We start from the raw sequence: 20,376 nt of genomic DNA on the forward strand, positions 1-20,376 counted from the left end.
ATTTCCTCCCTCCCAATCCCCCGACGATGTTTCATCTAATTCTTCGATAAGCAAGACCGGAACGCAGTAAGGCGTCTCCGGTCCTTAAAGTCACTGCATCCAGACAATATTGCACCCGTTGCTCAAAGCAACATAAGTGTCGACGTCCGCGTACACAGGAGAATCGGTCATGTTAATAATCACACTCGCTTTGCCCCGGGGCGTTAAGCGACGATCTTTGTCGAATTCCAGCGGCAAGTCCTCTTTCACCAATCGGTAAGAACCTTCCGACGCAGGCGGCAAGTCCACCATCTTCACGGAACGTACAGGCAATACAGATGATATCGCCACCGAGTTCCCTTCGCTTCTTTCCTCTCCCTCCCAAACGCCCCCATACTGCATCCACCCTAAGTTGTAGGCAGTGCCCAGCCCTAAGGAGATTCCTAAACTACCATAGCCTCCTAATGAAGAAACAAACATAAGCTCTTCCAATCGTTTCATAACCTTCGGGTTGCGGTGGGAGATGTACACTCGATAGTCTAGGTGCCCGTTACGAATGTCTTGAGGCAAAACCAACTCCGTCGCCGTCTGACTATGGTTTTCTTGGGACCCGTTGCAGTCATCCCATTTTTTCACCATCAACAAATTCAGTTTCTGAATAATTTTCTTGATCGGCGCATGGTTGGACACAGCAATCCGACACTCGTCCAAAGAAAAGTCTTCATAATAAGAGTCTCTCTCATATCCTAACAGCCCTGCCAAAATTCCGATGATCGTCGTGCGTGGCGGGACTGAATAAGACAATGCCGAGGAGTTGGAATAGTAACGTCGAAAATGAGCCATTTTGCCGCAGAGTCGAAGTTCCAACACTTGCACACTCACAAACCTCCAGATACAGTCAATCGCTCCCACAAATCGACCGATTCGAAATCAGGCATCCCAGTCAGCGATTCTCCATCCACGAAAGGATGAACCCACCCAATGACACGTTCTACATATTCTTTTTGCTTCATCTCTCTTAGAACTGATGCGAGGGTCGCAAAATCAACACGTATATCGGAAAGACGGCGAATTGGCCTGTCTTCATCCAACTCGACTCGCAAGAAACGACGCAAGTCACCTAAATATCCATCAAATGTTGGGGAGTACACGACTTCCAAGTAGCAAAGGGGGGTTTGCCCTTGCTTACTGTCTGTCTGGTTTGCCATCATTCCTTGCACCAGTGCTTTGCGGAAAATCTCACGATCCTGTTCACTCATTCCGGTTCGTTGGGCGTTAAACTTGTTGATCGTGCCGTAATGGGCGACACAAGCATAGTGCACCTTATACTTTTTCCCGAAAGTAGAACTGTCATCGTTCATGATCGTCGTAATCGTATTGGATTTCACCAGCTCAACCGGGTGGAGTGAATATCCCCAAGTAATCTGCACTGGTCCCGTATAAGTGCGAGACACGTTTTCCACCGCCATAGCACTTCCAAACATCCGAATATCAATAAGCGAGCGTTTGATGATTTCGGTGAGAAAGAGATTATGGAAATCGGTTAATACCTGTTTTTTCTTCTTATCCCCCTTCACTTTGTTATACAAGGCAAGGATATCATCGCCATCCGATTCTACTAGTTCATTCCAAGCCTTAGCGATCAATGGCTGTTCGGCAAGCAAATTACGAAATCGCTCCGTGTCCCGCATCCACTGCTCTCGGATATGCTCAAACATTTGTGAAACCGGCACTTTCCGATCAGCCAACGTGTCCACAAAAATGGGAAACCCCTTTTGTTTGAGGAAATCGCGACAATCCCGTTTACGGCGCGCATCGCTGACCAGGAGTGTAGATGTCTCATAATCCATGCGCGGCTTATTCTCTTGATCCGGATCTCCGTTTGGATTTGTCATGACTGCTTCAAAGAGAAACAGAAAATCGCTATTTTGCCGAATAACCATCAAACTACAACCCCTTTCCTTATCATGGTAATTGTGCAATAGCAGGGTCAGCACCAGATTCCGTTGGATCACCGTCCTGCTTCCGCCCTTTATTATGACTAGCTAAAGCTCCCACCTGATAAGCGTATCCAGACATGATATAAAAGACATTGGCATGATCGCTCAATGGCCATTCTCTTTCCTTCAATATCCCGCAATGCCGATGAAACCCTTCAATGAGCGTTTCACTGTATCGGTCAAACGCATCGTACTGGCGCAACTTATCCAACACATCATAGTACAAGCGATATACTTCCGATGCGGACATCCCTTGAAAATGAATCTTTTTGAGCACGGGTTTCGTTTTGTGACCTTTTTTATACTGTTCAACCCCCACACGGTGAATCATGCACCCAAGGTAAAATAAAGCTTTCGCTTCTGAACTGAACCCTTGGCGGTCAAGAAACTGTTCAACCGCCTCCACGGAGTCATATAATTGCATGTCCTGCTCCTCCGTTCCGAATGATGGCGTAAAAACAGGTCTGTCCAATATAGCTAACTGCTGAAAAACTTGAATCAAAGCCAAGTACTGCATAGCCATGCGTTGGATAAAAAAATCCACCTTGTCTGGATGATACTCGTCCAACCCCATGTTGCGATAGTTATCAATCTTTTCTTTGGATAATTGCAATATCCCTTTATCCAAGGCTTCAGAGGCGTAGTCAAACAAAGTTTCCGAACGGATGCGATAACCGGAGAACAAGGCTTTGTAAAGCGACAAAACACGACCTACATTCACCTGCTCCCCCTTTTTCGTTTCACGAATCGGCACCATACGGTATATGTTTCCAAGCGACATCCCTTGCAGAAATGGCTTTAGCTGTCCACTTGCTTGTCTGATCGTCTTCATAATCTGCATGAATCTCAAAGCAGGAACATCTTCGATTGTTTCCAACACAGTGAAAGAAGTGCCATCTGTCCGATAAACAATAATGTGAATAGTAAAGTAGGGATGTTGCATCCACTCTGCATCCGCCTCGACCATTTCCAGCCATTCTCCCGCCTCTTTACATTGAAATGCAAAATCCAACCGATCCTTGATTCGCCCGATGCTGTCGTAATCAAACGGCTCAAACAGCCCCTCTGGGAGAAAAAAAGCGCTTTCTCTAGCAATTGAACCTTTAAACCTCTTCTCGATCAGCGCCTCACCATTCACCAAATGTCGATAGCACTCAAGGCATATTGCATAGGCATCGTCATAACTGTAACCATCTGTCTTATACCGCGCCGAGTTGATTGTAGTGGTAGTAAATACTTTATTGATGCCAGTTCGGCTAAATTTTGTCGTATACTCACTCTTCACTGAAGGCTTCAACTGTTGACAAACATAACACACTCGCTGTTCACTCGAGTGCGAATCTTCCTCCCGCTCTTCTGGCAACTCCAAATTGTTAATTTTTCTCACCAATTTCCGATAGTCTTCATGCTGAGACAGGACAATCCGCACTCCCTGCTCAAACACAGCTGGGATCACCAACACAAACCGGTCTTTCTTATTTTCGTGCTCCAGCATTGCGTGAACAAAAGCTTCATACTTAAACTTTTGGGAGCCAATGCAAATCACTCGATTCTCTTTCTGCAAGGTGACGGATTTTCCCTCAAGAGAACCCGGGAGTTGAAAGCGGTCCAAGCACACCTTCCCTCTCCCTTTTTTGTTGCCTGTGACAAGCAATTCAGAGGCTTCCATTTCCTCAATCCATTTTGACAATCGAGAGTCTCCCATATTGTGTTTCTGGAGAGCTAGTCGCAAGTCATTCCATACACTTGTCAAAAGATAATGCAATGACTCCACTTCTCTCACAAGATAACTTTGCAATTGGGCTGCATCGTTATTCCCGAAATACCCGTATTCATATAATATGTCTTTGGAAAACGGAATCGGGTCTTCAATCCGAATGCTTTGCCTCTCCAAGTCAAACGTCAAAAAAACCGCATACGGTCTCTCTTCTGATTTAATCTTCGTCTTAAGCGATTTTACTTTCGCCTCAAGAGGGTCATGATCCGCGGGCACTAATGACCCGAGATACGCTGTCAGCTGCGGCAGATTCACGAACAGACACCTCCTGATCAACGGCTGATCGGGCGGATACAGCCGAATCCACACGAATTTTTGCCGCCAAGGCCTGCATCAACAGCGGCTTGCAACAGACGCGAATCCCCCTCAAGGATAAATCTCCCGTTATACGCTTCAATAATGGTATTTTTGTAAAGTACGATTTGTTTACGAAAATCCCCAATTGAATTGATAGAGACCGGCGCAAACGCCAGATTCGCTCCGTATATCAACTTAGCCTTCCTCACTAGGTTGTCGGAAATGATTCGTTGAAAATCTTTTTCACCTGGATAAAAGTATTTCGTGTATTTTCGTCCATCTGGCCGCAATAACGTGGAATAGGCGACCACTGGCGAAAGCGTCTCTATTTCAATGACAGATCTATCAACCTTAAAAATCTCGGTTTGAATGGATGTGACACGCAAACAATGGCTTCCGATGCGTATTCCTTCCATGAGCAACACTTGGGTGATTTCCCTTATAAACCGCTCAATCGGCGAGGACAAAATAAGTTGGACCTTATTTTGAAAAACTAACATTTTGGATGCAGGGATATAATCATGAGGTCCCATCAAACGTGAGAATGAGAAGAGGGTGAACCGCCGGCGATCTACAATATACCCTTGATTGTGGAGAAAATCAGCAAATTCCGGACTAAGATGGCGATAAATTGCAGCTTGCAAGAGATGGTTGTAATTGACCGGAATCTCCCAGGGAACGTCACTTTGCAAGGTAATTGTAATGTACATGTCTCTTCCTCCGTTTTCATCCCTCATAGGTACGATAAAAAACGATGCGCGGATCAAGGTACGTCTTGTAAATCTCACATTTCAATCCCTCATAGGTACGATAAAAACCCCAAAAAGCTGGATATATCAAGCCTTACGTCCCAAGGCTGTCTTTAGAATACCATAACCTGAAAATTCCGTCAATTCCCTTTCCTCTCGATGTCTGTAAAGTTCAAGTGCATCAAATTATTGTCGTCGATCCCCCTGCGTTTTTGCACGATTGAGGGTCGACGACAATTCGGAAGCTGTGTTGAAGAAGCGGGTTTATTCCCTCATCTGTTCGATCTTTTCCATCGACAGCCCGGTCAGTTCGTGGATCGTTTGGAAGGGAGACCCGGTCGCTTCCTCCCCTTCCTTATCTTCCCTCTAGAGGACTGGTGATTCAGTACAAAAGGTTGCCGATCCCATATGCTTTTCAATTAGAGAAACTTTGTGAGATCGTCTTTCTTTTTGGCGAAATACCGCTGATTTGCACGTGACAGCCATTTTTCACCGGCCTTCTAGCCTATGGATAAGATCGCCTTCGATGTCCTTTGCCAACCTCCCAATGATCGCCTCTTGATACCCGGCTTTTTTCTTTCGCCCGATGGCTTCTTTCACCGGCCGCAATGGTTCCGATGTGACGGATGCGAGTTTGGCGAGGCGCTCGGGTGTGAGTTCAACGACTGGGTTGGCGGCCGCATAATCGTCCAAGGAAAAGCGCCAAAGTGTGACGGCCTGTCCATACCGTTCGAGCAGCCGTTCGGCCATGGCCAATCCTTCCGGGTCGAAATCTCCGGAATAAAGCAAGCGTGCGCCAGAGGCAGCGAGCAAATCAAGCAGCTTCATCGTCGCTACATTCATTTGTCCATTCGTGCTGACAAGCGGGGCGCGGGTGTCAAGCAACGTCGAAAAAACACCGGCGTTTTCAACGATATACACCGTCTTGCCGCGGGCGGGATGGGCGCGCACAAGCGGCCACACTTCCCGAAGCGGGATGTTCAACGCCGCATTCGTTTCCGCGGCAGCGGAAAAGACAGGATGCGGGCCGCCCTCGGTTTCGGCGAGAATGTTGGCGCATGTGACAAAGTTCAAAATATCTTCGCGGAGCAGGCCGACGGACTGCAACAGTTCATTGACACTCTCTACGGACGTCACATCCCACTGGCCTGGTGTCGTCGCTTGCAAGGCGGACAACAACAATCTCCCTGGAAGAGTGGACAAATCGAACGCGTGCGGATCGCTGGCCACTTGCTGGGCAAAGAGCGGGAGGCGCATATATGAAGAGAGCGGGAGGCGGCAGAGGGCGGCGCCGACAAGGCGGACGGCGGCCTCAAGACCGTCGCGGTCGGCTTCGTACGCCGTTTGGACGAAGCGTTGGCCGCGGACGGCCGCGAACCAATGATGTTCCTCTGCAAGGCGCGCGAAAAAACGCTCCCGCTCTTCCGCCTCTGCCTGGCGCCGTTCTTTGTTCGACATAAGCGGGACGCCGAAATAATGTTCGAGCAGTTCGACGAGTCCAACACCCGCAAACTTTGTCTGTCCGAGCTGTTTCTCAAAGTCGGAGAGAAAGACGCGGGAGACGTCTTTGCCGAAAAAGGCGGCGATCGACTCCCGCTCCTCCTTGGAGAACGACTGCAACGAAACCGCGCCGCCGACGCGGCCGAGCGACTCGTACTTGCGCTTCATCTCAATAAACAGGCGATGAAACCCCGGTTCGGAGCGGAAAAAGGCGGCCGCTTCCTTGACCGCGCTCATGTTTCCATCAACTCCCATTCCTTGTCATCGATGACAAGCTGTTTGATGCGCCCGTTCCAACGATAATGAATGACGGTGACAAACGACGCATTGCGCGGGCGGACGAGTTCGCAAATGGACAGGGCGGACACCGTATCGTAGTCGCCCCAAAGCGCTTGCGAGTTCATAATGTAGTTAAAGCCGAGTTGTTCGACAAGACCGAACATGTTGCGGATGTTGTTTTCGTCGACGCCGGCGAACGCTTCATCGAGCGAGATGATGTACGGCGCGTCATCTCCCGCTTCTTGGTAGCGCGAGTACGCCGCGGCAAAGAGCGGGATGTACATCGCCATGGCCTTTTCCCCGCCGCTGAATTGGTAAAAACGGTGGTTCGTCAGCTCGCGTTTCGGCTCATTTGTTTTTTCATAGTACAAGGTGAAGGCAAACCATTTCCGGTAGTCGAGCACTTCTTTAATAATTTGATGGAGTGTGTTGCCTTGGCCGCGCTCCTCAAGCAGTTCGCGAGCGCGGGCGATTTTCGAGCGGAAATGGTTCGTCACCCGCTGCAAATCTTCCTCTTTCAACAGCCGCGAATCGATCCGCAGAAGGCGGACCAACTCTTTCGTGTCAAGCTCCGCTTCAGTTTCTGCTGTTTTTGGTTTCCATTGAATGGACAGCACCAGACCCGATGACGTGTCGAGGCCTCCCATCAGTTTGTTCATATCATTCACCCACCGCTCGGCGCGCTGGATGCGGCTGCGCAAAATGCGGCCGACCGATTTTAAAATGACGTCCTCATACAGCTCGCGGTCTTGCTCCTTCATATACTCGTGCTGCAAGACGATGTCGCGTTCCACCTCGGCGAGCACGGCAAACGGCGTGGCGCGCTGGCCTTTGTAGTCGAGGAAAATGACGTGCCGCTCTTGTTTTTCCCGCCAATCGGCCGCTTTCATCGCCATTTCATCATCCGGTGCGGATGTGATCCATTCGTGATCCCCATCATCCGGCAACCGCTCGAACGTCGCCCGGTATTCGGTCAAATTGGACGACTCTTGGAAAAAGACGGTGTTCAACCGAGCGAGAAGCGAGGAGCGCGTCTCCTTGAGCGCCGCCCCGTACCGTTGTTTCGCTTCTTTCGCCTGCTCCGGAAGGGGGCGGGAGCGGTCAAGCTCCACAAGCCCGAGCGCCGCTTCGCGGACAAACGACTGCTCCCACATAGCGGCCAGCTTGCGGGCGAACGCTTCCCGTTTCTCCCCTTTTTCCCGCTCCTCGGCTAGGCGAATAAGACGTTGTTCTGTCCGCGCCCGTTCGTCAACCCGCTGCGGAATTTCGTCGCGCAGCGCGGCGAGCCGCTCCCGAACGCGGGCAATTTCCGCTCGAATGTCATCCGCTCCCATTTGTTCGAGCGTCCGTTCCATTTCCGAAATTCGCAGGGCAAGCCGTTCTTCTTCATCGAGCAGCCGATTCCGCTCGCCTTTGGCCTCATCGATCTCTTCAGAAAGCGCTTGAAGCCGTTCACGCTGCTGGGCGATCATGGCCGCGGTATGGCGCGCCTCGCGATAGTGGACTTCCAGTTCATGCAGGTGGCGGATGTACGATTTCATCGCGATTCGCGCCTGTTCGCAGCCGTGTAAGGAAAATTCTAAGTCAAGCCCCGCCGACTGTTCGCGCAGCGTCTGTTTCAATTGTTGCCACTCGCGGGCCAGGAGGGACACTTTTTCTTGTTGGCGCCGCCAGTCGCGTTCTTTGCTTTCGGCTTGGCGGCGGGCTTCTTGCCGCTCCTCAAACGCTGTGCGCACATCGCGGTCCGATGGGAAGGACGCAAACCAGTCAGCGAGCGCGGACAAGGCGGCTTCGACTGCTTCATGTTCCGTCCGCAAACGGTCGCGTTGGCGCCGCAACGCGGCGATTTCTTCTTCAAGCGACGCGATTTTCTCCATCCGCCAACGCGTTCTGGCCGTTCGGCCGATAAATATCGGGCGCTCTCTCACCGGCGCATGGCCGCGCAACAGGCCGATCGAATAGCGTCCTGTTTCATCGATCGTCATGCCGCCTTCTTGTTCCGCATCGGTGATCACGATGCTGCGGAGCACTTCGTCAATCCGCTCCGCCGACACGGGGGCATCCGCATCTGGACACAAATAATCGGCAAGCGTGTGCGCCATATGGACGGGGTTCGGGACGAGCACACGATCGCAAGCCGCATCCACATCGCGGTCCGTGATGAGCGCATCAAGCAGCCCAGCATGCGAAAGCGCCGATTCGATCCGTTCACGCACCGTTTCGGGCACATGGTCGAAAAATTCGACGGCCGCATAGAGCGGGACAAAGGACACTCCTTGCCGCTCCAGCTCCGCGCGGGAAGCGGCGGTTTGTTCATCGCGCTCCGGCTCAGGATCTCGTTCGTCTTGCCAATGGCGAAGTTCAGCTTCACGGTCGCCTAGCTCGCCATCCAACAGGCGGATCTCATGTTCGAGCCGCCATTTCTCGTCGTTTTTCTTGCCGACCGCGGCGTAATACGCTTCGGTGAACGGGCGCTTGATGTCATCGATCGAATACCGTTCGTATATGGCGCTCATTTGTTGCAAAAACGATTGAATGTCCGCTTCCGAAACATCGACTCCCCCTTGCTCCAGCCAGGCGAGCACCTCTTGTTCAAAGCGCTCTTTTTCTTGCTCGAACAGTTCCTCCCATTTTTGGTGCTGGTGACGCCATTCGTCCACTTCCCGCTGCAATTCTCCCGCTTCTTTGCTTGCCTCTTCATAGCGCGCTTGGAGCTCGTCATGGCGGCGCCAAAGGCGGGCAAGCTCCTCGAGCCGCTCTGTATGACGATCCGCTTCCTGCTTCCAAACGGTAAACAGAAACTCGTGCTGATGGCGGCGATGGCGTAGAAAATCGCCTTCGTTCACCTCATGGCCAGAAAACGCTCCTTCTTCGGCATCGGCGCGCAGCTGTTCGAGTTCATCCTCAAGGTTCTGTTCGATCTTATCGAAAAGCGCTTCCGCCTCATCAAGCCGACGGCGGTGCTGCCGCTCAAGCCGTTCTTTTTCCTCCATCGCCCGTTCGTGCCGCTCCCGCCGTTCTTGCAGGCGCTGCCGCTCTGCTTTCAGCTGCTCATATTGATCTGCTTGCTGGAACACCTCATGACCAGCCAAGTCGACTTCGCGCGCCCGCAGCACGTCTTCTTCGCGGCGGAGGCGGGCGATGGTCTCGTCAAGCTCACCGAGCGTCTTCCGCGCCTGTTCCTCTTCGCCGCGGCGGCGCTGCTGCTCGGCGGTGAGCTCTTCGGCTTGTTTGACCGCTTTCTCGTATTCCATCGCTTTTTCCGCGATCATATATTCATTGTAATGGCGGTATTGATCGCAAAGACGCTTCAACGCCCGCTCGTCGCGTTCGAGCTGCTCAAGCTGCTGCTTCGCCTGGTCCATGTTTTCGATCGTTTCGGATAAATGGCGGAGCTCGTCGTCGGTCAACGGCGGAAGCGAGCTTTCCAAAATTTCATAGATCACCGTTGGCTTAAAATCTTTTGACAACTTCGGGCTGCGCAGTTGAATGAGCAATTCGATCAATTCTTGAAACGCCTCGAGCGATTCAAAGCGAAACACATGTTTATTCACGAGCTCCATATAGTCTTTTTGCGTCTCGACGACCGTCCCGCCCGCGCCGAGCAATGCGGCGAGCTCGCGTTTCGTCAGCGGGATTTTTTCTCCTGTTTTTTCTTGTTTATACAACTGAAGGTCATAGCCGATGCGACGGTTGTCAAAGATGACAAACCCCCAAAAATCGAGGCTTTTTTGCCGCTTCGCGCGCAGGCCGATGCCGGTCGTCACGTATTGGTCGGACTCTTTCCGTTTATATTCCAAAAACAAATACCCGGTCCGCTCATCGCGGTCCACGACATCTTTTTCCCCAAGCAAGTAGTCTTCCATGCGCCGCGCCCGTGAGCCGAACGGATCGAGCCGATCAGGCGTCTTTTTACCGTCAAGCAGCACCGGGATCAAGCTTTGCATCGTCACCGACTTGCCCGCCCCGTTGCTTCCCCGCAATAACAGCTTCCCATTGGCAAAATGAAAATATTGCTCGTCATAATACCAAAAATTAATCAATCCGGCGCGATGAAGCACCCATGGATTCGCCATCCTATCTCCCCTCTTTCGCTTCAAAATCATCCGGATACCGCCCGCAAAGCCGCCCGAGGAGCGGGTAAAGGACGATCATTCCGGTGTCGTGCTCCGTATCGGCCATGCGCCATTCTTTGAGCGCCGAAAGCACTTCGCGGACAAGCTCAGCAGCCGACATGTCGCGGTACGTTTTCCCCCACCCAGCCCCATAGCGGAGCCGGCAATCGGCAAGCCAAGCGGAAAACTGTTCCGTCGTCAACCGAATGCGGCCGTACTCATCAGGCGGAAGCGACTCCAACCGTTCGCGGACCAAGGCGGCAAAATGAAGGATGATCTCCGACGTTCCTTTCTGATCAGGAAATACGGTGTACGGCGCCTGCCGCTCCGGCAGCGTCAACATCGCCGCATTTTTGTACAGCTCGTAGCGAAACGGCGTATGCGCTTCGATATCATCGCGCAGCCGATGGCGGAAGTTGCGCAAGTAGTAAAAATCTTGCTCGTCGCCTTCTGTCCGGTGCACCGCCGGAGATAAAAACAGCTTTCGATACAGGCGATGGCGCCGATAATCTTGCGGCGCCGCTTTCCACTCCTCGGCGAGCAATTCGTCGATCGATTCATATTGCAACAAATCTTTCGGATACGTGCGCATAAAATAACGGGCCAACACCGGCACTTCGTACAACGCCTCTTCCTCCACATGCTGGGCGAACGCCTCAATCTCCCCGTCCATCCGGCGGATGAGCCCGATTTGTTCGGCTGTTTTCAACACGCGAATGAGCGCGCGCCGGTGCGAGTAGTTCGTCCAATCAATCGGCGCATCTCCTGGATACATGGCGCGGATTTCTTCACATACGTCAGAAAGCAAAAACTTTTCTTCCACCGCTTTTCCTTCCAAATACGCCATCAAGCAACAAAACAGCGCATAGTCAAGCGGCTCTTGAAACGACTCGATGCCCATCCACGGTTCCGGTTCGGCCGGGATTTTTTCCAGTTTGGCGAAATAGCGGTGAACGATGAGCCGATAACCGAATTTCTCCTCAACGTACCTCTTTAACACATGTTCGCGCTCACGGACGAGCTGATACAGCTCCGGCTCTTTTTCGCGGACGATCCAAAACTGCTCGAACAGCGCGGCGAGCGCTTCTTTCGCTTTGTCGTCAAACGCCGTTTCCATCCTCACTCACCTCCCGAAAGCACATGAATTTCGTAGTTCGGCATCACGAGTTCCCCGTCTTCCGAACGAAGGCAAATCGTCCCTTCACGTTGAACGACTTTCACTTTCCAACCGTTTTCCGTTTTCGCCGTTTGCCCCTCGCGCCCCATCGCCTTGGCGATCCAGCCAAGCAATGTTTTCCGTACATATGGGGTCACTTCCGGCAAATGGGCGAGCACGATTTTCCCATCGGTCACAAGCTGCTTCAGCTCGTCTTCCTCGCGCGCTTTTTCTTCCAAATAGCGAAGGAGCGCTTCTTCTTTCTCTCGTTCTTTGTCTTCAATCGCCTGCGGCTTTTTCTTTTCCCCATAATGGCGGACGCGCGGTTTCGTCACCCATTCCGCTGGCGGCTCATCCCATACGTCGCGGTATATATTGTCGGTCGCCCCCGCATCGGCGACGAGATGTTTCGTATGGAAGCAGCCAAACACGACCGCCGACAGGCAGTGCGCCTCTTCGATCGATGGAAGCTGCGAGAACCAGCGCGCCAAATGCAAGTAGTCGCCCTTGCGGCTGCGAAAATGGTGATGCCGCTCGCCAAGCCGCTGCACAACGCGCGTCAAACGACGAATCGCCTCGTTCGTCTGGTATTGCAAAAACGAAAGCTCGCTCTCGCGCCCATCACGGCCTAAAAACCATTCGCATAGACTGCGCCACATCTCCCGCTTCTCCTCAATGAGCTCCGCGCGCGGCGGCAGTGCATCGGCAAAGCGCGGGATGGACCTCTCATAGTCGACGACATGCTCGATGAACCGGCCGACCCCGTCTTCCGGCAAGTCTTCAAGCAATTGCTCAATCTGCATCGACGTTTTTTGCAAGGCGACGATAAAATCGCGCAAATAAGCAGTAAACTGCTCTTTATAAACGAGAAACGACTCGGCCGTCATCCGCTCTTCTAAATTCTCACCGTGCAAATAGGCGATATAGTCGGCGGAGTTTTGGATAATTTTCTTGAAATAATCGAACGTCTCTTCCCATACTTGATGCATTTCATCCGGCTGCTCTTGAAAATCAGAAGCGATGATCGTTTCCATGCGAGAAAGAGAGGCATACAAGCGGTCAAACCGCGTTTTCTCGAGCGACCCCCCAAATGAATCCCCAAGCTGCTCGAGCGTGCGGATCATCCGTTCGATTTCGACCGTGTACGGGCTGCATTGGTAGCGAAACCGCTTTTTCTTAAACTCTTCAATCGTCCGCACATGCGCCGTCTCTTGGCGGGCGATCAAGTTGTTCCATTTGACGAGCTGATCGAGGTCTTGCTGCAGCTCTTCCTCGGTGTAATCGGCAAACTCCTCGTGCTGCTTTAAAAAGGCGTACACTTCTTCCGGAAACAAATATTGCCGCATCCGCTCGTGCTGAATGTAGAAATAGCGCAAAATCGCCCGGTAGCGGTGCGCGTTTTCCGTCGATAAATATTTTGTTTCGACAATGGGCTTCAACCACGTGGCGTCCATCTCCGTCCACCTTTGCTTCGGTTTTTTCCTATGTTTATTGTAACGATTTTCTCCGCTCTTTTTCTAGCAAAAACCGTTTTCCTATTTTTTCTCGCCATCGGCGCGCGTTTTTTGTAAAATAGAGGGGAAAAGGAGGTGAAACGAATGGAAGCGTTGCTGCGGGAAATTTTGCATGAAGTGAAAGCGACGCGCACGGCGGTCGAGTCGCTCGAGCAGCGGGTTGGCGCCTTGGAGGGACAAGTGGCCAATCTCAATGAAAGAACGGGTGCCCTTGAAGTGCTGGCGGCCAACCTTAATGAACGAACGGGCGCTCTCGAAGCGCAAATGGCCCAGCTCAATGAGCGGACGAGCGCCCTTGAGCAACAATTCACTCAGCTGAACGAGCGGACAAGCAACCTCGAGCACCAAGTCGTCCAACTGAACGAACGCATGGGCACTGTCGAACACCAAGTCGCCCAACTGAACGAACGCATGGGCACCGTCGAACACCAAGTCGCCCAACTGAACGAACGCATGGGCACCGTCGAACACCAAGTCGCCCAACTGAACGAACAGACGAACACGCTTGCACAGCGAATCGACCTGCTTGATGAGCGCACGAACGAAACGAAGGCGATCGCCGAAGCGCTCCGCCACGGGCAAGAAGTGCTGGCCGCCAAATATGAGGCGATGGCGCACGACCTCCATCATATGAAAGGCGACCTCACCCGTATCACATCCATCCTTGAAGACAAAGTGCTGCCTGCCCTCGCCGAACATGAAGCGGGACTGCACGTCTTGAACGCCCGCGTCTTCAAAACGGAAAGCGCCCTTCATCGCCTTGTTCATGCGTAACACGTTCCCCATAGAGAAACGTTCCACACTGATTCTCTTTTCACTAGGCAGCCGTGAGCTGCCTTTTTTGTTCGAGTGTTTATCGATTAGCCTTCACCTTGACCATTTGCCAAGGCACCGGCCTTCTCGCGGCAAGCGGGAGCATCACCCCGCACTCTCGATGAACGGCGCGGGTCATGCCTGGCTGGCGCATCGATGGATGAACACGAGGCTTATGCAAACATCTCGAATTCGGAGCATCTAGGAGGATTCGCAAGCATTCCCGAGCATTTTTCAGGATCAAGGAGGAGAGAACGCTCATCGCCGCGAGAGCAAGCGAGAGGCAAACATATCGACCGATACCAAATTTGCCAGCTGCACCCAAATTACGGTATCCTTTGTTTGTGACGCTTTTTCATCCCCTCCGCGTCTTGTTGCCGCCTTTTTTTCTTTCCCTCATTTGTGTGATAGTAGCCAAAAAAGGAGGAATTGTGTTGCGAAAATGGATGATGTCTTTGCTCGCTGTCGGGCTTGTGTTCGGATTGGCGGCCTGCAGCGGAACGAGTGATGCGAAAGGAAAAATCGTCATTAGCGGAAAGAAGTTTACCGAACAAGTCATTTTGACGCATTTGTTGGCGGAGTATGTGAAGGCCAACGCGGATTTGGATGTTGAAGTGAAAGACAGTTTAGGCGGCGCGTTTATGCTCCAGCAAGCCATCGAAAACGGGGATGTCGACATGTATGTCGAGTACACCGGAACCGGGTATTTGAACATTTTAAAACAGCCGTACGATCCTGCAAAGACGCCCGAACAAATTTACAACGAAACGAAGAAGTTGTATAAGGAAAAATACAACATCGCTTGGCTCAAACCACTCGGGTTTAACAACACCTACGCCTTGGCCATGCGGAGAGACCTCGCGGAAAAGCTCGGGGTGAAAACGTACTCCGATTTGGCGAAACATTCGTCTTCCCTCACATTTGGGTCAGACGCCGAGTTTTTTGAGCGAAGCGACGGCTATGACGGGCTTGTCGATACGTACGGGTTTCAGTTCAAGAAAAAAGTGACGATCGATCCGGACTTGCAGTATGAAGCGGCGAAAAACAGCGAAATTGACGTCATCACCGCCTACACGACCGATGCCCGGATAAAAAAATATGATTTGGTCGTATTGAAAGATGACAAACAGTACTTCCCGCCGTACCACGCTGTGCCGATCATCCGCCAGGAAGTGTTGGATGCCAACCCGGGTCTTGAAGAAAAACTGAACAAGTTGGCCAACATTTTGACCGATGAAAAAATGATGGAACTAAACGGCCAAGTGAACTTGGAAGGAAAACAGCCGCGTGAGGTGGCGCTTGATTTCTTAAAAGCGGAAGGACTGATCGACTAGAAAGCGAGGAATGTGGATGATTCGGTTTGAAAACGTCACGAAACAGTATGAGGACGGCTTTGTCGCCTTAAAAAATATCAATCTCGACATTCGCAAAGGAGAGCTTGTCGCCTTAATTGGGCCGAGCGGATGCGGGAAAACGACGACAATGCGGATGATCAACCGCTTGATCGAGCCGACATCAGGCAAAGTGTACATCGATGGGCAAGACATTTCCCAACTTGACCCGGTTGAGCTGCGGCGCAACATCGGCTACGTCATCCAGCAAATCGGCCTGTTTCCGCACATGACGATCGCGGAAAACATCGCGCTCGTGCCAAAGTTGAAAAAATGGGAAAAACACGCCTATGAAAAACGGGTTGACGAATTGCTCGAGCTCGTCGGATTGGATCCGGCGACGTTCAAACACCGCTACCCGTCAGAGCTCAGCGGCGGGCAGCAGCAGCGCGTCGGCGTCGTCCGCGCCTTGGCCGCCGAACCAGACATTATCTTAATGGATGAGCCGTTCAGCGCTCTCGACCCGATCAGCCGCGAGCAGCTGCAAGATGACATCGTCCGCTTGCAAGAGGAGATTCACAAAACGATTGTCTTTGTCACCCATGATATGGATGAAGCCATTAAAATCGCCGATCGGATTGCGCTCATGAAAGACGGGGAAATCGTCCAGTTTGCGACGCCGGACCAAATGCTTCGGCGGCCGGCGAACTCGTTCGTCCGTGAGTTTATCGGCGAAGACCGGCTGCGGACCCGCCAGACGGCCGTGCCGACGGCGGAGGATTTAATGTCGGCTGACGTCGCGACGATCTCGCCGCGCCGCGGCTTGGCGGAAGCGTTCCGATTGATGAAAGCGAAAAAGGTCGACAGTTTGATCGTCGTCGATAAAAAGCAGGCCTTTCTCGGCATCGTCACCTTAAAACAAATCGAACAGCGCTACCAAGAAGAACATTTATTAGTCGCCGACATCGCCGACTACGATGTGACGACGTTGGCGAAAGAAGCGGACGTCACCAACGTCGCCGCTCTGTTCCAAGACCCGGATGTGCGCATCATTCCGGTGTTGGACGGCGACCGGCTCGTCGGCGGGATCACGCGCTCGAGCATGATGCGCGCGCTCGCGGAGTGGACGTTCCAGCAACATGCCTAATGCCAACGAAGACGGGCGAATGGGGGCTTGAAAAAACGATGCCGCCCCGTTTCTTGTCATCTGGCCAGAAACTTTGCCGCGGCCGTCGGCCCGCCTGAATCACACGTCTCATTTCGAAAAGACAAGGCCGCTCCAAGCGGGCTTGCCGATGGGATTCGTTCCGCTAGTGAACCAAAACCTTGTCAAGTTTTCGGTCTCAGCCCATGACCAAGCGGCAGCCACCCGCTGCCGCTTTTCCGCCAAGGAGGGATACGATGGAATTATTGCAGACGTTTATCGAACGAAAGAACGATATTTGGATCGCCTTTCAAGAACATGTGCTCTTATCCGCCATTGCTATGGGCATCGCCATCGCGGTGGCTGTGCCGCTCGGTGTCGTGTTGACGCGATATCGCAAACTCGCCGAGCCGATCATTGGCGTGGCCGCCATCATTCAGACGATTCCAAGCTTAGCCTTGCTTGGGTTTATGCTTCCGCTTTTCGGCATCGGCAAGCTGCCTGCCATCATCGCCTTGACGCTGTATGCCTTGCTCCCGATTTTGCGCAATACGTACACTGGCATTCTTGGTGTCGACCCGGCGCTCGTTGACGCTGGCCGGGGGATGGGGATGACATCGAGGCAAATTTTATGGATGGTCGAGCTTCCCCTCTCTCTCCCCGTCATTATGGCTGGCGTACGCACGGCGACGGTGCTGACGATCGGCGTCGCCGCCTTAGCGACCTTCATCGGTGCTGGCGGACTTGGCGACTTGATCGACCGCGGCTTGCGCATCGCCGACAAAAACTTGATTTTAGCCGGCGCCATCCCAGCCGCCATTTTGGCGATTGTGTTTGACTGGCTGCTGCGCAAAGTGGAAAAGAAAGTGACGCCGAAAGGGCTGTGACAGGCCACCAGATGTTGACTTCTTCAATACGCTTCAGGCAACCAACAAACACAGTGGCGCTGACGCAAAACTTCCTAATGATGAAATGCGTCTTGAAGAAGGTGTCCTCCAACAAAAAATGGATACAATCCCCTTATAGTAGACAGAAAAAAGAAAGTCCACTTATTCTGTTTACTATGGAGGGGATTTTTCTATGGAAAGCTCCATGAGCAAGTTTTGCTCTTCACCCAGGCATGAAAATGACCAATCCAGGCACGCGCATTTTCACGGAAGAGTCTCATGGGCAACGTTTTGCCCTCCACCCGGGCATGAAAATGACCCATCAAGACGCGTGCATTTTCACGGAAACAAGTTCCTTGGAGAATTTTCTCTCCAAGGAACAGCTCCAAGATATAAGCCACTAAACTTGAATATGTAGGTTATGATCCTGTCTACTCGTACCATCAATGATGAAAGGAGTATTCAATGCCTGCGAGATTTTAAAAAGCGTCTCTACTCTAGGGCTTGTAAGCCCAGCTTCAATTCTCCCAATCGTGGATTTTGGAACTCCAATACGATCTGCAAGTTCCTGTTGAGACATATTCAGCTGTTTCCGTCTTGTTTTGATCTGTGCAGCTATCGTTCCTTCTAATTGAAGTTTTTGAACATGCTGTTCGCCTCGAATAGCTGCATATTTTTTAAAAAAATCACTCATTCTTTTACCCTCCCGATTTATGCGTATGATAGCATTTATGCTACCAAAACACAATAATTTACCAGTGGTACTATATAGATGCACCTTGAAAAGTTCACTTCTCGATCACACTGCACACTCCAGGCGCCGCAACACGTCCTCCGGGCGTTTCGGAATGTAGTGGATCAATCGTTGAACCGCTTGAAGGATCTCGTGGCGATCCTTGTGAAAGGCATTGGTGATCACCGTATCCTTCAGCCATTTCCACAAACGCTCGATGGGGTTGAGCTGCGGCGAGTAGGGCGGGAGATACAGGAAATGAAAACACTGCCCTTCTTCCCGCAAAAAGTCTTTCACCATTCGAGCATGATGAATCCGGGCATTGTCCAAGACGAGCGCAATCATCCGGTTGGGATGCCGCTCTTTGAGCAGACGCAAGAAATCCAAGAACGCCGTGGCATTGGCGCTCTCCTCTTGATGAACCACGGCCACGGTGTCCCCATCGTGGACGTTCACGGCGCCAAATACCAAAACTGGCATGATGGCCGAATGTCGGCACTCGTTTTTGACAGCCGGCCTCGGATCAGGTGGATCGCAACACATGATCGAAGCGGATATGCGTTTCATCGATGTACAGAAGAACGGCATCTTTGGTATCCTTGGTGATCAAGTTTTTTTATCAGATCCATTTGCTTTTCAAATCGCTTTTGCTCATCCGGATTCCCTTTGGCCACCGTGTACGTAGGATTTCATCGGTGTATTCGATCAAAGAATTGGAACTCTTGATAGTGTCACCCCTTTGAAGTTTTTTAGTAACTGTATATAATTCCCAATAAGAGTGGATTTTTTGTGTCCCTTTATTCATCAGTTATGCGTTTTGCAACCCGTCCCTTGATTTAAAATAATCTCGTTTTAGAATAGAGTATATAGCCATATCTCTAAATTTCCCTTTAATATACCAATGTTCTCTCATAACCCCTTCAAATTGCATCCCTAACTTTTGTAAAACTCTTAAAGATTGAACATTTTCAATCATAGCAAATGCCTCAATTCTGTTTAATTCCATCTTGTCAAAACCAAATTCAATGATTTTATTAGCCGCTTCAACTGCTAATCCCTTCCCCCAATACTTATACGATAAAACAAAACCTATCTCAGCTTTATGATGATTGGGTAACCATTTAACTATATCAATTGTCCCGATCATTTTATTGTCTGCTTTTGAAACGATTCCCCACGGAGCTAAACTACCTTCTTTATAAGACTTAATGACAAATTCTAAAAATTGAATTGAATCTTCAATGGTATGATGAGGTCTCCAAGGTAAATATTTACAGTTTTCCGAATTTGACGCATAATCAAATAAGTCATATGCATCATCTAACGTTAATTTTCTTAATATTAAACGTTCAGTAGTAAGTGTAGGCAAATCCCCAAATACATCTTTAATCTTCAAATTCCTCAACCCTTTCTATACCTATATTTTGATATTCCTTCTGTGTCTTAACACACTTAATTCAAAAAAGTGTTTATCCACCAGACTCTCGGCATACTCGCATTATAGACTACCGTGTTACGGCTTGAACATTAATACAAAACCGTGGAAATTCTTTATTACAGCTTATATACCTTAACTATATAGGTGCACATTAAAACATTAACGTTCATATAAGTGATCTCCGCTCTAATTATACTGTTCCTAAACATCCCAAAAGGAGCGGCAATAACATGAAACGATTGAAAATCACTAATGATCTCGATTGGACATCACGAACACTTCGTTAAGAAGAGCGAAAAATCAAAAATATCCCCTATGTTAACGCGTCATGGCCGTCCTTGTGCAAAATAAATATTTCCAAATAGGTAAATTTCAACATGATTGAGCAAATTCCTTCTTCAAATCAGCATCATGTTGACGCCTTCCCCTTTTCCTTGACGCATTCCGTCCCGAACAACCTAAGCAGCGGGAGCCGACGCGTAGACCGTCAACACGCCGCTTGTCTGAACAATCTCGAACTCGGAGTATTCACCATTCTCGAACATTTAGGATCAGGGAGAAGAGGGCGCTCATCGCCGCGAGAGCAAATGATACACCAGACTGTCGCTGGATGCCAATCTGTAAAAAACATCATCAATGTGTTCTTTTCTTATAAAAACATTAG

16 protein-coding genes are annotated in these 20,376 nt (G+C 50.8%); 5 read left to right on the forward strand and 11 right to left on the reverse strand.

From position 1 onward, the window contains the following. Positions 1–90: 90 nt before the first annotated feature. From cas5 to BRO54_RS04960, 8 genes are all read right to left on the reverse strand, one after another. Complete coding sequence (cas5, locus tag BRO54_RS04925; RefSeq protein ID WP_074043283.1) at positions 91–855, reverse strand: CRISPR-associated protein Cas5; 765 nt, start codon at positions 853–855, stop codon at positions 91–93. A gap of 2 nt (positions 856–857) precedes the next feature. After that, complete coding sequence (locus BRO54_RS04930; protein WP_074043284.1) at positions 858–1,922, reverse strand: CRISPR-associated protein; 1,065 nt, start codon at positions 1,920–1,922, stop codon at positions 858–860. Positions 1,923–1,944: 22 nt separating this feature from the next. Then, positions 1,945–4,011, reverse strand: coding sequence for a TM1802 family CRISPR-associated protein (locus tag BRO54_RS04935; RefSeq protein ID WP_074043285.1), 2,067 nt, complete (start codon positions 4,009–4,011; stop codon positions 1,945–1,947). Between the two features lie 17 nt (positions 4,012–4,028). Continuing rightward, positions 4,029–4,763 (reverse strand): CRISPR-associated endoribonuclease Cas6, encoded by a 735-nt coding sequence (cas6, locus tag BRO54_RS04940; RefSeq protein WP_074043286.1) that lies wholly within the window; start codon positions 4,761–4,763, stop codon positions 4,029–4,031. A 528-nt stretch (positions 4,764–5,291) separates the two neighbouring features. Then, positions 5,292–6,539, reverse strand: a complete 1,248-nt coding sequence (locus BRO54_RS04945) for a TIGR02679 family protein (RefSeq protein ID WP_074043287.1) — start codon at positions 6,537–6,539, stop codon at positions 5,292–5,294. Next, positions 6,536–10,657: a TIGR02680 family protein gene (locus tag BRO54_RS04950; protein WP_074043288.1), complete on the reverse strand. Its 4,122-nt coding sequence runs from the start codon at positions 10,655–10,657 to the stop codon at positions 6,536–6,538. Before BRO54_RS04950 ends, BRO54_RS04945 begins: the two co-directional genes overlap by 4 nt. A 1-nt stretch (position 10,658) precedes the next feature. After that, positions 10,659–11,813: a TIGR02678 family protein gene (locus BRO54_RS04955; RefSeq protein WP_074043289.1), complete on the reverse strand. Its 1,155-nt coding sequence runs from the start codon at positions 11,811–11,813 to the stop codon at positions 10,659–10,661. Positions 11,814–11,815: 2 nt separating this feature from the next. After that, positions 11,816–13,306: a TIGR02677 family protein gene (locus BRO54_RS04960; RefSeq protein ID WP_074043290.1), complete on the reverse strand. Its 1,491-nt coding sequence runs from the start codon at positions 13,304–13,306 to the stop codon at positions 11,816–11,818. A gap of 144 nt (positions 13,307–13,450) precedes the next feature. Here BRO54_RS04960 and BRO54_RS04965 point away from each other — a divergent pair, with 144 nt between their 5' ends. From BRO54_RS04965 to BRO54_RS04980, 4 genes are all read left to right on the forward strand, one after another. Continuing rightward, positions 13,451–14,140 (forward strand): hypothetical protein, encoded by a 690-nt coding sequence (locus BRO54_RS04965; protein WP_074043291.1) that lies wholly within the window; start codon positions 13,451–13,453, stop codon positions 14,138–14,140. A 470-nt stretch (positions 14,141–14,610) separates the two neighbouring features. Beyond that, positions 14,611–15,513 (forward strand): glycine betaine ABC transporter substrate-binding protein, encoded by a 903-nt coding sequence (locus BRO54_RS04970; RefSeq protein WP_079935778.1) that lies wholly within the window; start codon positions 14,611–14,613, stop codon positions 15,511–15,513. Between the two features lie 16 nt (positions 15,514–15,529). Continuing rightward, a complete protein-coding gene (locus tag BRO54_RS04975) occupies positions 15,530–16,657 on the forward strand; it encodes a betaine/proline/choline family ABC transporter ATP-binding protein (protein ID WP_074043293.1) in 1,128 nt (375 codons plus the stop codon). A gap of 254 nt (positions 16,658–16,911) precedes the next feature. Continuing rightward, the gene (locus BRO54_RS04980; RefSeq protein ID WP_074043294.1) at positions 16,912–17,541 is read left to right on the forward strand and encodes an ABC transporter permease; all 630 of its coding nucleotides are present in this window, start codon (positions 16,912–16,914) and stop codon (positions 17,539–17,541) included. A gap of 400 nt (positions 17,542–17,941) precedes the next feature. Here BRO54_RS04980 and BRO54_RS04985 read toward each other — a convergent pair whose 3' ends face one another. Together BRO54_RS04985 and BRO54_RS20425 are read right to left on the reverse strand one after the other, a co-directional pair. Continuing rightward, positions 17,942–18,235 (reverse strand): helix-turn-helix domain-containing protein, encoded by a 294-nt coding sequence (locus tag BRO54_RS04985; protein ID WP_053414320.1) that lies wholly within the window; start codon positions 18,233–18,235, stop codon positions 17,942–17,944. A 105-nt stretch (positions 18,236–18,340) separates the two neighbouring features. Next, positions 18,341–18,700 carry an IS630 family transposase gene (locus tag BRO54_RS20425; protein ID WP_239691208.1) on the reverse strand — a complete coding sequence of 120 codons (360 nt, stop codon included), beginning with the start codon at positions 18,698–18,700 and terminating at the stop codon, positions 18,341–18,343. A gap of 115 nt (positions 18,701–18,815) precedes the next feature. On the opposite strand from BRO54_RS20425, the gene BRO54_RS20430 reads away from it, so the two are divergent. Next, on the forward strand, positions 18,816–18,959 hold the full coding sequence (locus BRO54_RS20430) for a hypothetical protein (protein ID WP_239691209.1): 144 nt from the start codon (positions 18,816–18,818) through the stop codon (positions 18,957–18,959). A gap of 123 nt (positions 18,960–19,082) precedes the next feature. Here BRO54_RS20430 and BRO54_RS04995 read toward each other — a convergent pair whose 3' ends face one another. Next, a complete protein-coding gene (locus BRO54_RS04995) occupies positions 19,083–19,670 on the reverse strand; it encodes a GNAT family N-acetyltransferase (protein ID WP_074043295.1) in 588 nt (195 codons plus the stop codon). Positions 19,671–20,376: the final 706 nt, after the last annotated feature.

This window comes from Geobacillus proteiniphilus, from assembly GCF_001908025.1.
Lineage (GTDB): Bacteria > Bacillota > Bacilli > Bacillales > Anoxybacillaceae > Geobacillus > Geobacillus proteiniphilus.

Bases quoted from the DNA above. Each gene is read 5' to 3' on its own strand.
- BRO54_RS04930 (WP_074043284.1), bottom strand. From the start codon at position 1,922: ATGGTTATTCGGCAAAATAGCGATTTTCTGTTTCTCTTTGAAGCAGTC.
- cas6 (WP_074043286.1), bottom strand. From the start codon at position 4,763: ATGTACATTACAATTACCTTGCAAAGTGACGTTCCCTGGGAGATTCCG.
- BRO54_RS04945 (WP_074043287.1), bottom strand. From the start codon at position 6,539: ATGAGCGCGGTCAAGGAAGCGGCCGCCTTTTTCCGCTCCGAACCGGGG.
- BRO54_RS04950 (WP_074043288.1), bottom strand. From the start codon at position 10,657: ATGGCGAATCCATGGGTGCTTCATCGCGCCGGATTGATTAATTTTTGG.
- BRO54_RS04955 (WP_074043289.1), bottom strand. From the start codon at position 11,813: ATGGAAACGGCGTTTGACGACAAAGCGAAAGAAGCGCTCGCCGCGCTG.
- BRO54_RS04960 (WP_074043290.1), bottom strand. From the start codon at position 13,306: ATGGACGCCACGTGGTTGAAGCCCATTGTCGAAACAAAATATTTATCG.
- BRO54_RS04965 (WP_074043291.1), top strand. From the start codon at position 13,451: ATGGAAGCGTTGCTGCGGGAAATTTTGCATGAAGTGAAAGCGACGCGC.
- BRO54_RS04975 (WP_074043293.1), top strand. From the start codon at position 15,530: ATGATTCGGTTTGAAAACGTCACGAAACAGTATGAGGACGGCTTTGTC.
- BRO54_RS04980 (WP_074043294.1), top strand. From the start codon at position 16,912: ATGGAATTATTGCAGACGTTTATCGAACGAAAGAACGATATTTGGATC.
- BRO54_RS04985 (WP_053414320.1), bottom strand. From the start codon at position 18,235: ATGAGTGATTTTTTTAAAAAATATGCAGCTATTCGAGGCGAACAGCAT.
- BRO54_RS20430 (WP_239691209.1), top strand. From the start codon at position 18,816: ATGATCGAAGCGGATATGCGTTTCATCGATGTACAGAAGAACGGCATC.